Here is a 15,227-nt window from a genome sequence, read left to right on the forward strand (position 1 = left end):
ACGATTCAGGTCTAGGGTTTGGAATCGTCGGGGAAGAATATGAACACAATAAAGTCGCCATATTGGCGGCTTTTTTTTGCATTGAACAAAAAAGACTGAGCTTAGCTAAGCTGGAAATAATTATATTTGAACCATGTTATTCATCAAATGATTCAGACCTCACACGTTATGAAAGCGATTTAAATTTATGTTGACGAAAACCATTTTCATAATTAATATGTAAATGAAAATAGTTTTAGAGAGGTGGATATCACTGTGAAGCAATATTTTGAGAAGGCTCAGAAGTTTGGTAAATCGTTTATGCTTCCTATTGCTGTTTTACCAGCGGCGGGTCTATTACTGGGGATTGGAGGGGCCTTGTCCAACGCCAATACGATTAACTCGTATCCATTTTTGCAAATCACTTGGTTACAGCAAGTGTTTACGGTTATGAGCAGTGCAGGAAGTATTGTGTTTGATAATCTGGCTTTGATCTTTGCCATTGGTGTAGCCGTCGGACTTGCCAGGGCGGACAAAGGTACAGCAGGTTTGGCAGCAGGACTGGCCTATCTGGTCATGAATGCATCGATCAATGCGATGCTGGTCAATTCGGGGAAACTTGCCGCAGATCATTTGGCTAGTGCCGGTCAAGGCATGGTACTCGGAATCCAAACGCTGCAAACCGGTGTACTCGGAGGCATCGTCGTCGGATTGGTTACCGCATGGCTTCATAATCGGTACAACAAAATAGAACTTCCTCAATTCTTAGGATTCTTTGGAGGTTCACGTTTCATTCCTATCGTTTCATCTTTTGCGGCCATCTTTATTGGTATTGCTTTGTTCCTGATCTGGCCAACCGTCCAGCTCGGCATAGCACAGCTTGGCAGTTTGGTCGATAGAACAGGCTATATCGGAACACTGTTTTACGGATTTGTTTTACGGATGCTGGGTCCACTTGGCTTGCACCACATCTTTTATCTGCCTTTCTGGCAGACGGGAGTTGGAGGAACAATGGAGGTTGCGGGAAAAGTTTACGAAGGAACACAGAATATTTTCTTTGCTCAACTGGGAGACCCTGCAACCGAGAAGTTCTTCTCGGGAACATCCCGATTTATGTCAGGACGTTTTATCACAATGATGTTTGGTTTGCTCGGTGCGGCCCTCGCTATTTATCATACGGCCAAGCCTGAACGTAAGAAAATAGTTGGCGGATTGATGTTGTCTGCGGCACTCACTTCGTTCCTAACAGGAATTACGGAGCCTCTGGAATTCTCATTCCTGTTTGTTGCTCCAATCCTGTATGTCATTCACGCCGTATTTGATGGTTTGGCATTTATGCTTTCACATATTTTTGAGATTACAATCGGTCAGACTTTTTCAGGTGGATTAATCGACTTTATCTTATTCGGGGTACTTCAGGGTAATGCCAAAACGAACTGGATTATTGTTCCCATCATCGGTGTGGTCTGGTTCTTCCTTTATTACTTCACCTTCCGAATCTTGATCGTTAAGCTCAACTTAAAAACTTCGGGACGTGAGGAAGAGGTAACATCGGAGCCAGACGCCAAAACGCCAAGTCAGCACTCCAATACACCCGTATCAACGAAAGGTGAAGAACGTTCCATCGCTATTCTGAATGGACTTGGCGGTGCAGACAATATTAACGAATTGGATTGCTGTGCAACGCGGCTTCGCGTATCCGTGAAGGATATCGAGAAGGTTCAAAAGGATGCACTTACAGCTACTGGAGCCAAAGGGGTAGTACTTGTCGGTAACGGAGTGCAGGTTATTTATGGCCCTCAGGTTACCGTGATCAAAAATGAAATCGAAGAAATTATGGAAACGGAGTAATTGCAATGAATTTAGATAAATTAGGTTTACAAGGCGGTCTCGTTGTATCATGTCAGGCTTTGGAGCACGAGCCACTTCATAGTTCGCTGATTATGGGACGCATGGCAATCGCAGCAAAAGAGGGGGGAGCGATCGGTATTCGGGCGAATACTGCGGCAGATGTGAAAGAGATCAAGGAACAGGTTGATCTTCCCGTCATAGGTATTGTGAAAAGAAACTACGAAACCAATCCCGTATTTATTACACCAACGATCTTGGAAGTGGATGAGCTTGCCGAGGTCCATGCAGAGATTGTTGCGGTTGATGCAACTTTGCGTGCACGGCCGGACGGTAAATCATTGGATGAATTCGTACATGAAATTCGCACCAAACATCCTCAACTTCTATTAATGGGGGATATTTCAACCAAAGAGGAAGCCGTCAATGCAGAACGACTTGGTTTTGACCTGATCTCCTCCACATTGGTCGGCTATACAGAGGAGACAGCAGGGCTTAAGCTGTATGATAATCAATTTGCAGCCTTGAAAGAAATTCTAACTAGCGTACAAACGCCTGTCGTTGCGGAAGGGAATATCATGACACCGGAGATGGCAGCAACGTGTCTGGAAGCTGGAGTCTATTGTGTTGTTGTTGGAGGAGCCATTACGCGTCCTCAACAAATAACGGAACGTTTTGTCTCTGAAATTGCAAAATTGAAAAAGCCTTCTCCTTCTGTCTAATAAAAAGGAGGAAACAACAACCAGCCAACGAATCATGTTGGCTGTTTTGTTATTCAGCAGAATAAAGAGCTTTTAACGTTTGCTGCCGCGCACTAAGTAAATGTTCATCCTCAAGTAATAGAAGTGAAATCACATCCAGGATGTAAATGATAGCCAACTGGCTATTGATGAAGTTCACATCTCCGGTTCGCCCGATATCCGGTGTGAAAATGCACAAATCCGAGACTTCAGACAGGGGTGTGTGATCAAAATTAGTAATTCCAACAACTTTGCTTCCTCTTTTTTTGGCCGCGTTTAAGGCATCACTGACTTCTAATGTTCGTCCTGAATTGGATAAACCAATGACCAGATCATCTTCCCCCAAAAGAGAAGCACTCATAATCATCATGTGTGAATCGGTCACCGCATCAATGACGATATCCATCCGCATTAGTCTGTATTTGAACTCCAAAGCAGATAAACCTGAACTTCCCAAACCATAGACATAGATTCTGCGAGCTTTTTTTATGTACTGGACCACTTGTTCGATTCTGTCGGTATCCAGCATTTCCGCGGTTGCGTTGATGATATCATTGTGGATCTGCTGTGTTCTTATAAAGAAATCCGTTTGATTGCGGGGTTGATCCACTTCACGGTTAAGTCGAATTTTAAAATCTACAAAGGTAGAACAACCTACTTTTTTACAAAATCGAGTAATGGTTGACATGGAAGCATTGGTGTAAGCAGCCAGATCCCTAATATTAATATTATTAATGGATGTTTTATTGCGCATCACATAATCAGCTATTTCCTTTTCTTTCACTGAAAAACGTTGATATTCAAGCTGCAGCATGTCGATGACACTGGATGACATTATGATTCCCCTTTCCCAGAACATGTTAACTTTTGTATAGTCTATCCTCATTAGTCTACTTCCTAAAAGCCAATTCATCAAACCTTTAAAAATAGTCTGTTTATTTTATCCAAATAGGAGCAAAAACCATATTAATTATTATGTTAACTAAAAACCTTATCCATATTATAAGTCAAATAAATGTAAGAGTTTACATAAGTTTTACTTCCCGCTAACCGGATGCTGATCTTCTCTTGTTATGCTAGGCCTGTTTGGATTTACATAAGCCAACCAATCATACATACAAAGGAGAGAATTATGATCAGTCACCTCTACAAAAAGATGTTATCCATCCTGTTATCGATTGCTTTAGTATTCGGATGGCTTGCGGGATTTGGGGGAGTTAATTCAGCCCAAGCCGCATCATTGTCGGAGCCTGAGATGCTGTTAGAGCGTAATGCCAATTGGCATTATTTCGATCAGGGTCAGGATCTACAATCGGAATAGCGTGCTTCATACGATGATTCGTCCTGGAATTCGGGACAGGCTCCATTTGGTTACAAAGACAACGGTAATGGCGTAAGCACTTCCTATTTTGGATCACTCAAAACGGAAGTCAACTACGGTCAGGACAAAAAAAATAAACCTCGCACAACCTATTTCCGGACAAACCTAACCGTTAACAAAGATCAAATTGACGATTACGGGCAAATTCTCGGCACATTCGGTATTGATGACGGTGCAGTGATCTATGTGAATGGTGTGGAAGTCATTCGCTTTGGCATGCCGGATGGAGAGATTGGGTACTCCACCCAAGCAACCTCAAATAAGGACTTGCCGGTAATGTATGAGAATATCGACCTGACTGAGCCAATGAAAGCCAATTTGCATGAAGGCTCAAACGAAATTGCGGTTGAAGTACATCAACAGAGCGACAGCAGCTCTGACCTGTATTTTGACATGGAGCTTAAAGCCTTGGCTAATGCGCCATCGCTGGATATCAGCAAAGTAACGGTTACCTTCTATGGAGATGCAACAAGTAGCAAAGGCTTCACTTGGTATACTCCTCTTGCATCTGCACAGAGCACTGTTCAAGTGGTGCCGAACCAAGAAGGAGTTGCCGACTTCAGTCAGGCCCAAAGTTTCAATGGGCGTGCAACCGTAGCTTCCAACTCCCCAGGAGAAATGGTGCATAAGGCGGAAGCGACAGGCCTTTCCCCTGACACTTCTTATTCTTTCCGTGTTGGTGATCAGGATCTGGGCATATGGAGTGAGGTTGGAACGTTCAAAACGGCTCCGGTTGACGGAGCATTTACCTTTATTGACTTGACGGATACACAAGCGAAGGAAGAGGATGAGGCGATCCTGTCTGGATCAACTCTGTCCAAAGCACTCGCAACTGTTCCAAATGCTGAATTTGTCGTCCATAACGGTGACGTTGTAGAGAATGGCACTTCAGAACAAGAATGGAATTGGCTGCTTGGTCATTCGCAAGCCAGTCTCATGAACACGACCATTGCACCATCTGCTGGCAATCATGAGAATAAAAATTATGCATTCTACGATCATTTTAATGTGAAGCAGCCAGACGGCGCTGCAACGGAAACAGGCGCATATTATTCTTATAATTACAGTAAAGCCCATTTTATCGTATTGAACTCCAACGAGAATTCAACGGAGTACGCCAACTTCTCGAATGAGCAAGTCGCATGGATGAAGCAGGATGTAGCGGAAGCAAAAGCCGCAGGAGCCAAGTGGATTATCGTTAATATCCATAAAGGTCCATACACGACATCCAATCACGCCACCGATAGCGACATTATTGGTACAAACGGTGAACGAAAAAAAATCGCCCCGCTCATGAACGAACTGGGGATTGATCTGGTCCTTCAGGGACATGACCATATCTATGCACGGACGAAGCCGATCAAGAGCGATGGTACCGCTGAAGATGTGTCCAAAATAACGGAGACCTTCAATGGACAGAGTATCGAGTACTCGGTCAAACCGGATGGAACCATTTATATGATTCCCGCTACCGCCGGGGCCAAAGTATACTTCAAAAACGTAAAACCAGAACTTGGTGAAGCGTACTTCAGCTTGTTCGAGCGTGCGGAAGAAAACCACGCACGGCAATATGGCGACACCACGAGCGCAGCCAGAGGTCAGGTCCAAAACTTCGTTTCATTGACTATTGACGGAGACAAGCTGTCCGCCGTAACGTATGAGATTGACCAAAATAATAATGCAGAGCCATTTATCGTGGATACTTTCGGAATCATCAAGGAATCGGATACAGTTCCTGTTCCAGAACAGGTAAACAAGGTAACGGTAACGTTCCATGGAGATCCTACCAAGAGCAAGGGGTTCACGTGGTACACTTCCGATCAAGTAACGAATAGCGACCTTCAGGTTGTGGAGAAAACATCTGCAGCACCTGATTTCACGCAAGCCAAATCGGTTCAAGGGCGCTCTGCACAGCCTTCGAATGCTCCTACAGAACTGATGCACAAAGCAGAAGTGACAGATCTGAAAGCCAATACGACCTATTATTTCCGTGTAGGGGATGCTTCCCAGCAAGTATGGAGCGAGACAGGTACCTTCCGTACAGCACCGGAAAAAGGCAAATTCACTTTTATTGATCTGGCGGATACACAAGCGAAGGAAGAGGATGAGGCAATTCTGTCCTCTGAGACATTGGCCAAAGCATTGGCTACAGTACCGGATGCACAATTTGTCGTTCATAACGGGGATATCGTCGATAATGGTGTGAAAGAGGAACAGTGGAACTGGCTGCTTGGGCATTCGCAGGAAAGCCTCTTAAATACAACCATCGTTCCATCCGCAGGGAACCACGAGGACGAAAATTATGCGTTTATCGATCATTTCAACATCCAGTCACCGGTGAATTCCGCTACGGAGACGGGAGCTTACTATTCTTATGATTACAGCAATGCGCATTTTGTTGTGTTGAACTCCAATGAGGATTCGGACGAGTATGACAACTTCTCATTAGAGCAAGTCGAGTGGTTGAAGAAAGATGTTCAGGCTGCCAAGAAGAATGGATCTCAGTGGATAATCGTCAACATTCACAAGGGACCGTACACGACGTCAAATCACGCAACGGATTCCGACATCATGGGAGCAAACGGTGTACGTACCAAAATTGCACCGATCATGGCGGAGCTTGGCATTGATTTTGTGCTCCAGGGACATGACCACATCTATGCCCGCACAAAACCGATCGATCAGAAGGGGAAAGCGCGTCAGCCAGAAAGGATCACGGAGATGCAAAATGGACAGAAAATCGAGTACTCTGTGAATCCGGATGGCACGATCTATCTTATTCCGGCAACAGCTGGTCCAAAAGTGTATTACAAAAATCCGAGCACAAGTCTCGGTGATGCTTATTACAATCTTTTTGAACTGGCAGAGGAGAATCATGCAGCCAAATATGGCCCTGATCCGAATGACAACCGTCGTCCAATGCGCAGTCAGGTACAGAATTTTGTGGGCATTACGATTGACGGCAGCAAACTGACAGCTGTAACGTATGAAATTGACCAAAATCAAAATGGAGCAGCCCCGTTCATTGTTGATCAGTTCGGTATCGTGAAGAAGACAGAACCATCGAATCCGGGACCAGGAACGTCCAATCCGGGAACATCGAATCCCGGCTCGGGTTCAGGCTCAGGTAATGGGTCCGGCAGCAGTAATGGCTCCTCAGGAACCGGTGGCGATACAACAACCGGTAACGGTTCGAACAGCGGTACTGGCAGCGGAACTGATTCCGGCAACGAGCCGGGTACTGGATCAGGCAATAACGGAAGCGGAGGCGCTGCGCCAGCGTTGAAAGATACAGCCGGACACTGGGCAAAATCTGCAATTGACAAAGCCCTGGCGGCTGGATTCGTGAATGGCTATGGCGATCAGACCTTCCGTCCGAATCAGAAAGTCACACGTGCCGAGTTCATTACGATGCTGGGCCGTGCCTTGAATCTGAATACCGTAAGCGAGAGTATTCGCTATACGGATGATAACAAGATTCCTTCATGGGCGAAGCCTTATAGTACAGCAGCTGCATCCGCTGGCATTGTCAATGGTTACGAAAATGGCTCGTTCGGCCCTAGCAAGACGCTGAGCCGTGCGGAGATGGTAACTATGATTGCACGCGCTGGCGGAATTCAAACGAATGCCAATGCGAAACTGGATTTCAAAGATGCAAAGGATGTCCCTACATGGGCAGTATCCTATGTAGCTTCTGCCGTGGAAGCAGGTCTGGTGGGCGGTGTAGGTGGCAATCGATTTGCTCCGATGCAGACAGCTACCCGTGCTGAAGCAGTTACACTTATTGTTGGGCTTCTTGAACAATCGAAATAACGCTAGACCTAATTTCCAAGAAACCAATGCGGAACGTTCCCGCATTGGTTTCTTGTTTTATTCTGGAGACCGGGAAATATTAGAGACATTGCAAAAGAATCAGAGTCCCTGTACAGTGGATGAATCATTAAGCAACAAAGACTCCAAGAAGGAGGGTATCTATGAAGTCCCACACCTCTGAGCGTATTAAATTCCCGGCAGGGTTTTGGACAGGCTTGCATCAATTAGGGATTGCCGCCCACGATGTAACTCGCAAAGCACAACTGCCGCTCACGATTATAACTGAACCAGCTGTTACGACCGCTCAATATTTTGCGATCTGGCAGGCATATTCCGATCTCGTCGGTGACACTGCCGAAGGAATCATCAAGCTTGCAACCGTCTTTGAAACAGGGAAATACCCGCCAAGTGTCTTAGCGACTTACCACGCACGTGACTACCGTGATGCACTACATCGAATGGCTCGCTACAAACAACTTTGTCCCCCTGAAAGCTTGCGTATTACTGAGGAGGGCGATGAATGTTCAATCGAACTGGAATGGTTGACTAACGAACAACCAGGTCCGCCATTGCTGGTTGGAGTCACTCTGGCATTTCTCCTCGAACTTGGGCGCCGGGGAACAGGTCAACCTTTGACTGCGCGGCTTGTCGAATTTTCGCATACCATGGGCGATGTCCGCACCCTTGAGACTTATTTCGGCTGCCCAATTCGGATTGGTGCAACATGTAACCGGCTCACCTTACATCGTAAAGATGTGGACCGTCCGTTTCTTTCATACAACGAAGAGTTACTGGAGATCCTTACTCCCGCCCTGGACCGATCGCTGGATGAACAACAGGGCAGTCGTTCTATTACAGAGATGGTCAAATGGATTATGAAACGCAGTCTCACAGGAGGTCGCCCCGACATTGAGGTCGTTGCCAAGGAATTGGGTATGAGCGATCGGACCTTGCAGCGCCGGCTTACAGACGAGAATACAAGCTTCAAGCATCTATTGAGGCAAGCCAGACATGAGCAGGCACGAGCCTACTTGGCCGACCCTACACTGGACATTAAAGAAGTAGCTTTCTTGATTGGATATGAAGACCAGAACTCGTTCTACCGAGCCTTTCGTTCATGGGAAGGAGAAACGCCAACGAATTGGCGTACGGAATATTTAGGCGCGAATTCGCTATCCGAAGGACCGTCAGAATCAACAACTCTTCATTAATTGAATGCTTTGTATAATTTGGCGTGTTATGCAAGAACTTTGGCGCAACACGCTAGTTACTGGGCGAGGTAGACAAGGTAATATAAATCCTATCCGGAGCACAAGACTGTTTATAACATGATAACGAATCAGCTTGCCGCTACAAGACAATAAAAGGAGTAATGTGATATGGATATGGGTTTATACGGTAAAACAGCTTTGGTTACAGGATCGACGAAGGGGATAGGGAAAGCCATTGCCATTGAACTTGCCAAAGAAGGGGTTAATGTGCTCATCAATGGAAGGAATGATGCAGAGGTTGAGCACACGGTTCATGAAATGAAGTCCGATTTCCCTGCTACCTCGCCTCAAAAAGCTACAGGTGATCTGGTGGATATAGGTCAAAGAGAAGCCTTATTTGAAAAATACCCCCAAATTGATATCCTAGTGAACAATATGGGGATTTATGAAATGATGCAATATGAGGATATCAGCGATGAGGTTTGGGAGAAATACTTCCGTACGAATGTGCTCGCTGCAAATGCATTGTCCAAATTTTACATGCCTAAAATGTTGAAAAATGAGTATGGCCGCATTATCTTTATTGCGAGTGAAGAAGCCATCATGCCTTCAGGACAAATGCCTCAGTATTGCATGACCAAATCCATGTTATTATCGTTGTCCAAAAGTTTATCGAAATTAACGATAGGAACAGAAGTAACCGTCAATACAATCATGCCAGGACCAACCCTTTCTGAAAATGTGCAACAAATCATTGAGAGCATCTACCCTGATGAATCAATGACTTTTTTAGAAAAAGAGAAGGATTTTATGCAGAAAAACCTGCCTCAATCCGAAATCCAACGATTTATCAAGCCTGTTGAGATAGGCAGATTGGCCACATTTGTATGCAGTCCGTATGCATCGGCATTCAAAGGTTCTCCAATCCGTATGGATGGGGGAATGGTGCCAACCATCTTCTAAACTTACTATACAACTGAACGTAAAGAACCTTGAGCTAAGCCCAAGGTTCATTTTTCGTTTTTATATATCCATAAGCAGCATCTGTGAGTAAATGGGCTCAAACTGTTCGGAATGACTTACAATGAATGATGTTCTCTAACCGTATATATGCAGTTTCTTCCTCCTGCCATAATATACTCTCCACGTTCAATATGAACTTGATCCCCCAGAACCGTTTTGAATAAATGCAATTCATTCTTACATAACCCGGTACATACTGCTGCAGCTTCACAGATTGGACAATGCTTCTCTATAAACAACAGGCTACCATCGCCTTGATCCTTAACCTCGGCCATATATCCTTCATTTGTTCGAATTTCAGCCAGTTTCTCCAGCCTTTCCTTCACGCCGGATGCATCACCAATGTACTGTAGATATTGCTCTTGCATGTTCTTATTCCGCACATTCAGTAGCTTGTCCAGCCCTTCATTCCCGAAAGCTTCTTTCATGGAATTGATCAGACTGACGGATAACTCCGAATATCCACTAGGAAAAAAACGATCAGCAGCGGGGGTTAATCTCCATAGCTTGGTTGGTCGACCCATGGGACGAGCCTCTTCTTCGAAAGTAACCAATCCTTCTTCTTTAAGCGCATTTAAGTGCTGCCTGATAGCCATTCCAGATAACGCAAATTGGGAGGAGAGTGCCACAACATCCATTCCACCTTGCTGCTTAAGCAGGTTAATGATTGCTTTTCGGGTACTGGTTGAGGCATCCTTTTTCGTTTGATCCCGGCTCATGGTGAACCTCCTTTTTAAGCAACTGAATCTTCATTATTTCATACATTTTAAACAAAAACATTGACAAAGTCAAAGGCGAACTGTAGTTTAAACTTTGTAAAGTAAAATGTTTACTAAGTATCCGGATACGGTGTATACATAAAATTCTCTTGGAGGTCACATATCATGTCGTCCCATTCTCAAAAGTATTTTCAGTCCGCGTTATTTTGCATTATCTATAGGAATTATATTGTCAGTGATGGCTGTTGGATTTGAAGGTTTGTCGGTAACGACAATTGCTCCTTCCATTGCTGGAGACCTGAAGGGTCTTAACCTGTTTGGCTGGATATTCAGTACATATCTGCTTGCACAGATTATCGGAACCTTGGTTGTTGGTCGGATTATTGATAGAAGGGGACCAGCAGTACCATTTACTCTCGCACTTCTATTGTTTATTGTCGGGCTGGTCGCAGCCGCAACTGCAGGAGAATATGTATACCATGATCGCGTCACGGGCCATGCAGGGTTTGGGTGCCGGAGCTATGATGACTTGCGTGTACACGGCCATTTCCTTAAGTTATCCTGACGAATTACGCGCCAAAATACTGGGAGCATTCGGTACAGCCTACGTTCTTCCGTCCATGCTTGGTCCATACGTTGCAGGCCTTATTGCAGATCAGTGGTCATGGCGCTTTGTGTTCTGGGGGATTCTACCGATCCTGTTGGTTTCAGCGCTCCTTAGCTTACCTGCCTTTACGAAATTAAAATCACAGCCTGCACAAGGGGAGAATGGATCTGCCGCTACTTGGATGGCACTGCTATTAACGATAGGTACGGGAACTTTATTAGTGGGACTTGGCAAGCTTCCGTCAATTATTGGATTTGTTATCGTCCTTATCGGGGGAGTACTGATGGTATACCCACTGCGCAAACTGCTGCCGGAGGGAACCCTTGCTTTGCGAAGAGGTATGCCCGCTATACTCGCTACGCGTGGACTGTTCTTCGCTGCTTATACCAGTACACAAAATTTCTTGGTATTGGCTTTAATCGAGGTGAAAGGCATTACACCTTCTCAGGCCGGTTTAATTGTAGCAAGTGCTGCACTGAGCTGGTGTGTCATTGCTTACTTGCAAGGGCGTTGGGACTCAGCAGATCAGGGTCGTGGACGTCATACACGAATTATTGTGGGTGTTCTCCTGCTTGCCATCGGAATTACCATCGTATTTTGGGTTCCTGTTGTGACCGTTACCGTAGCGGTTATTGGCCAGATCATAGCTGGAATAGGCATTGGATTAGCGCATCCGATTAGCGGTGTTGTGGCGTTTTCCCAAACAGGAGAGGGCGCCGTTGGCAAAACCTCGGCAAATCTGCAATTTGCAGATTCATTTACACCGGGCGTAGTCATCGGGATCGGTGGTTCCATCCTGGTGGTGTGTCAAGCTGGCGGGATGTCATTGCAATCAGGATTAATCGTAACGATGGGCTTTCATCTGTTGTTGATTGTCTTGAGCTTGATTGCCAGTACTCGAATTGCACCAGTAACAGACCAAATAAGAACGGGACTGCAATCGTTAGGCTTGAAAAACAAATAAACGGGGGTAAGCAAAGGAAGGTGTGTTCATGCGATGTTGACTTCGGATACCGAGAAACTTTTCACAGCCTATCGTATTATCGGAACGAAATGGACGATCCATATCCTATGTACTCTTTCGCAAGGTCCTAAGAAATTCAGCGAAATTTACGAAAATGTGCCTTCCATCTCAGAAGCGATCCTCTCCAAACGATTAAAAGATCTTCAGAATGATCAGTTGGTGAAGAGAAAAGCCCTAACACATCCCATACAGATCATGTATGAACTTACACCCAAAGGGGCCGCTCTAGCTGCTTTCATACCCTGTTTGATGGAATGGTTTACTACAAACATGAATTAGCGCAAAGGAATATCCTGCGATTGCCATCATTTTATCCGGAGGTTTTCTGAATGAACCATGTGTTAATCCTATCAGATACGCATCACATTGTTAAAAGTTTGAGTTTGTTGATTCAAACCGAGCCGTCGTTACATGTACTGGACGCTACTCGTGATGTGATCGGTAACATGGATCAACTTCCGGATAATTCTGTGATCATCGTAGATATGAATGTGGACAATATCGAGCTGCTTATAGAACAATTTCCCGAGAAATATCGAGTGATATTGTATAGCGGGTCGCTGGAACTTATGGATATTCCTATCCATCTGCAATCAACAGGTTGCCGTTATTTTAATGCATATACGAGTCCTGAAGAAATCATTAAGATTTTAATGGGCTGTGTTTGAAAAACAACAGGTTAGCCAAAAAATACGTTCCAAGGAGGTATAACAATGATTCAGGTCAGTGAAGCAGCAGCAGAAAAAATCGTTGAAATCCTGGTAAGTGCGGATACCCAGAGTTCTTTCCTTCGGGTCGGGGTGGATGAGGGGGGATGCAGTGGTCTATCCTATACCCTTATCGTAGATGAACAGCAGTCAGAAGGGGATATCTTATTAGATAAAGGTGTATTTCGTATATTGGTTCACACCAATACGGTTCCATATATTGAAGGAATTGAGATTGATTACGAAGAAAGTGGAATGTTAGGGGGATTTACCATGAATAACCCTAATGCAAAAGTTTCATGTGGATGCGGGGCCAGCTTCCGAATGGCGAATTACCGTGGTGAGGTCAAAAAATGTGATTAATTGTCAGGATGACGGAATATTTTCAACCAATATCTCATATTAAACATACAATGAAGGAGCTTTCTATTCGCCGATCGTGCAATCATGTCTTTTCAACTCAGGGAGAGAATGTCATGAATATTTTTGAAAATCACATACCTTTGGAAAAATTGAAATGGAATGAGCCATTAAAAGACCACACGTATATAAAACTGGGTGGTAAAGCAGACATACTTATCCATCCTACAACGAAAGAAGAAATTGTTAACGCGGTTAACATTGCAAAAACATATCAAATACCTCTGACGGTCATTGGAAAAGGATCAAATGTCATTATCAAAGATCAAGGTGTACGCGGAATAACGCTCTCTTTAAGCCAATTCGATCAGATTAACGTCTATGGTGACAAGATTGTCGCGCAGAGCGGTTCCAACATTATTGATGTGTCACATACTGCTTTGCATAACAGCTTAACAGGTCTGGAGTTTGCATGTGGAATACCCGGAAGTACAGGTGGCGCTTTATATATGAATGCGGGAGCTTATGGTGGTCAGATGGATGAGGTCGTTGAGCGAGCGCTAGTAGTTACTAAAAATGGAGAATTGCTTAACATGGTCCGAGATGACATGCAGCTTGGTTATCGAAACAGTATCTTCCGAACGGATCAATACATCATACTTGAAGTCGAATTTAAGCTTAAACCAGGGAACAAGGATGTCATCTCCAGTACCATGCAGGATTTAACGTTTAAACGTGAATCCAAACAACCACTTGAATTTCCCTCTTGCGGAAGTGTATTCAAACGTCCAGAGGGACATTATGTTGGAAAGCTCATTCAAGAATGCAACTTACAAGGCACTCGCATTGGGGGAGCGGAAATTTCCAAGAAGCATGCTGGTTTTATCATTAATGCAGATGACGCCACTGCCGAGGATTACTTAGAATTAATCAAATTAATTAAAAAAACAGTACGTGATCAATTTAATATTGAATTGGAGACGGAAGTCATTATTTTGGGAGAGTAGGCTGCTATGAACAGTGAGCTAAGTGTTGTCGTCCAGCAGAGGTAGATATTCAGCTCGCAAGCATTTTCATAGAAAGTGAACAACAGTTAATGCAGCAGTTAGAAAAAATCACCCTAGGCAGTATGCTTCATGTGATGAAGGAATGTGCGTTGGAAACCATGGAATAGTTTGATGATGAAGAAGAAATCATAGGAGGTTAATGTTGTGAAATTAATCGGATTATCCGGGTCACTGATTGGATCAAAGACACCAGTGGGTGTGGATGCTGTACTCCAATTCGTAAAAAATAATCATCCAGAAATTGAAGTTGAACTCATAGATTTAAGAGATTATAAAAGGATCGAATTTTGCGATGGTCGCAAATTGGAGGATTACAATGAAGACACCCAGTTGGTGGTCCAAAAATTGATTGATGCTGACTTTTACGTGATCGGCACACCAATATATCAATCCTCTCTGACAGGTGTACTGAAAAATGTATTCGACCTTCTGCCTGTGCAGAGCATTTACAATAAAGTGATGGGTTTTATAGCAACCGGTGGCACCTATCAGCATTATTTGGTAGTGGAAAATCAATTAAAACCGATTGCCGGCTTTTTCCGCTCTTATGTCGCCCCAAGCTATGTATATCTGAATAGTGATCATTTTGATGCTGAGAATAACATTAAGGATACTGAAGCACTAAGTCGTCTGGAGAAGTTGGCTGAGGAGCTGGTCTTCATGCAGACTCAATTAAAAGCTTCATCCCACTGAAATTAGGAGTCGCCAATTTGGCGGCTTTTTTGTTTTGAAATCAATTTGAATCGTT

At 44.3% G+C, this 15,227-nt stretch carries 13 protein-coding genes and 1 pseudogene; 12 read left to right on the plus strand and 2 right to left on the minus strand.

Annotated elements, in window-relative coordinates; all coding sequences use genetic code 11:
- The first annotated feature begins 255 nt into the window (after positions 1-255).
- Positions 256-1,830 (plus strand): glucose-specific PTS transporter subunit IIBC, encoded by a 1,575-nt coding sequence (ptsG, locus tag AC3ITG_RS15280; protein WP_489254251.1) that lies wholly within the window; start codon positions 256-258, stop codon positions 1,828-1,830.
- Between the two features lie 5 nt (positions 1,831-1,835).
- A complete protein-coding gene (locus tag AC3ITG_RS15285) occupies positions 1,836-2,549 on the plus strand; it encodes an N-acetylmannosamine-6-phosphate 2-epimerase (protein WP_489254252.1) in 714 nt (237 codons plus the stop codon).
- A 49-nt stretch (positions 2,550-2,598) separates the two neighbouring features.
- On the opposite strand, the gene AC3ITG_RS15290 is transcribed toward AC3ITG_RS15285, so the two are convergent.
- Positions 2,599-3,402 carry a MurR/RpiR family transcriptional regulator gene (locus tag AC3ITG_RS15290; protein ID WP_489254253.1) on the minus strand — a complete coding sequence of 268 codons (804 nt, stop codon included), beginning with the start codon at positions 3,400-3,402 and terminating at the stop codon, positions 2,599-2,601.
- A 297-nt stretch (positions 3,403-3,699) separates the two neighbouring features.
- Between AC3ITG_RS15290 and AC3ITG_RS15295 the strand changes: the two genes are divergently transcribed.
- The 4 genes from AC3ITG_RS15295 (at position 3,700) to AC3ITG_RS15310 (ending at position 9,935) form a co-directional block, all read left to right on the plus strand.
- Positions 3,700-3,888 (plus strand): hypothetical protein, encoded by a 189-nt coding sequence (locus AC3ITG_RS15295; RefSeq protein WP_489254254.1) that lies wholly within the window; start codon positions 3,700-3,702, stop codon positions 3,886-3,888.
- A gap of 237 nt (positions 3,889-4,125) precedes the next feature.
- Complete coding sequence (locus AC3ITG_RS15300; RefSeq protein ID WP_489254255.1) at positions 4,126-7,761, plus strand: S-layer homology domain-containing protein; 3,636 nt, start codon at positions 4,126-4,128, stop codon at positions 7,759-7,761.
- 161 nt (positions 7,762-7,922) lie between these two features.
- The gene (locus AC3ITG_RS15305) at positions 7,923-8,972 is read left to right on the plus strand and encodes a helix-turn-helix transcriptional regulator (protein ID WP_489254256.1); all 1,050 of its coding nucleotides are present in this window, start codon (positions 7,923-7,925) and stop codon (positions 8,970-8,972) included.
- 168 nt (positions 8,973-9,140) lie between these two features.
- Positions 9,141-9,935 (plus strand): SDR family NAD(P)-dependent oxidoreductase, encoded by a 795-nt coding sequence (locus tag AC3ITG_RS15310; RefSeq protein ID WP_489254257.1) that lies wholly within the window; start codon positions 9,141-9,143, stop codon positions 9,933-9,935.
- A gap of 116 nt (positions 9,936-10,051) precedes the next feature.
- Here AC3ITG_RS15310 and AC3ITG_RS15315 read toward each other — a convergent pair whose 3' ends face one another.
- Positions 10,052-10,714: a helix-turn-helix transcriptional regulator gene (locus AC3ITG_RS15315; protein WP_489254258.1), complete on the minus strand. Its 663-nt coding sequence runs from the start codon at positions 10,712-10,714 to the stop codon at positions 10,052-10,054.
- 238 nt (positions 10,715-10,952) lie between these two features.
- On the opposite strand from AC3ITG_RS15315, the pseudogene AC3ITG_RS15320 reads away from it, so the two are divergent.
- The 6 genes and pseudogenes from AC3ITG_RS15320 (at position 10,953) to AC3ITG_RS15345 (ending at position 15,172) form a co-directional block, all read left to right on the plus strand.
- Positions 10,953-12,285, plus strand: a pseudogene (locus AC3ITG_RS15320) (MFS transporter).
- A gap of 33 nt (positions 12,286-12,318) precedes the next feature.
- Positions 12,319-12,624: a winged helix-turn-helix transcriptional regulator gene (locus AC3ITG_RS15325; protein WP_072732816.1), complete on the plus strand. Its 306-nt coding sequence runs from the start codon at positions 12,319-12,321 to the stop codon at positions 12,622-12,624.
- Between the two features lie 50 nt (positions 12,625-12,674).
- The gene (locus AC3ITG_RS15330) at positions 12,675-13,013 is read left to right on the plus strand and encodes a hypothetical protein (protein ID WP_413378675.1); all 339 of its coding nucleotides are present in this window, start codon (positions 12,675-12,677) and stop codon (positions 13,011-13,013) included.
- Between the two features lie 45 nt (positions 13,014-13,058).
- Positions 13,059-13,415, plus strand: coding sequence for a HesB/IscA family protein (locus AC3ITG_RS15335; RefSeq protein WP_489254259.1), 357 nt, complete (start codon positions 13,059-13,061; stop codon positions 13,413-13,415).
- A 113-nt stretch (positions 13,416-13,528) separates the two neighbouring features.
- Entirely contained in the window at positions 13,529-14,419 is an 891-nt protein-coding gene (murB, locus tag AC3ITG_RS15340; protein ID WP_489254260.1) for a UDP-N-acetylmuramate dehydrogenase, read from the plus strand.
- 204 nt (positions 14,420-14,623) lie between these two features.
- The gene (locus tag AC3ITG_RS15345; protein WP_489254261.1) at positions 14,624-15,172 is read left to right on the plus strand and encodes an NADPH-dependent FMN reductase; all 549 of its coding nucleotides are present in this window, start codon (positions 14,624-14,626) and stop codon (positions 15,170-15,172) included.
- Positions 15,173-15,227 lie beyond the last annotated feature (55 nt).

The organism is Paenibacillus sp. GL_099_B, from assembly GCF_057835695.1.

Bases quoted from the DNA above. Each gene is read 5' to 3' on its own strand.
- AC3ITG_RS15285 (WP_489254252.1), top strand. From the start codon at position 1,836: ATGAATTTAGATAAATTAGGTTTACAAGGCGGTCTCGTTGTATCATGT.
- AC3ITG_RS15290 (WP_489254253.1), bottom strand. From the start codon at position 3,402: ATGTCATCCAGTGTCATCGACATGCTGCAGCTTGAATATCAACGTTTT.
- AC3ITG_RS15295 (WP_489254254.1), top strand. From the start codon at position 3,700: ATGATCAGTCACCTCTACAAAAAGATGTTATCCATCCTGTTATCGATT.
- AC3ITG_RS15305 (WP_489254256.1), top strand. From the start codon at position 7,923: ATGAAGTCCCACACCTCTGAGCGTATTAAATTCCCGGCAGGGTTTTGG.
- AC3ITG_RS15310 (WP_489254257.1), top strand. From the start codon at position 9,141: ATGGATATGGGTTTATACGGTAAAACAGCTTTGGTTACAGGATCGACG.
- AC3ITG_RS15315 (WP_489254258.1), bottom strand. From the start codon at position 10,714: ATGAGCCGGGATCAAACGAAAAAGGATGCCTCAACCAGTACCCGAAAA.
- AC3ITG_RS15325 (WP_072732816.1), top strand. From the start codon at position 12,319: ATGTTGACTTCGGATACCGAGAAACTTTTCACAGCCTATCGTATTATC.
- AC3ITG_RS15330 (WP_413378675.1), top strand. From the start codon at position 12,675: ATGAACCATGTGTTAATCCTATCAGATACGCATCACATTGTTAAAAGT.
- AC3ITG_RS15335 (WP_489254259.1), top strand. From the start codon at position 13,059: ATGATTCAGGTCAGTGAAGCAGCAGCAGAAAAAATCGTTGAAATCCTG.
- murB (WP_489254260.1), top strand. From the start codon at position 13,529: ATGAATATTTTTGAAAATCACATACCTTTGGAAAAATTGAAATGGAAT.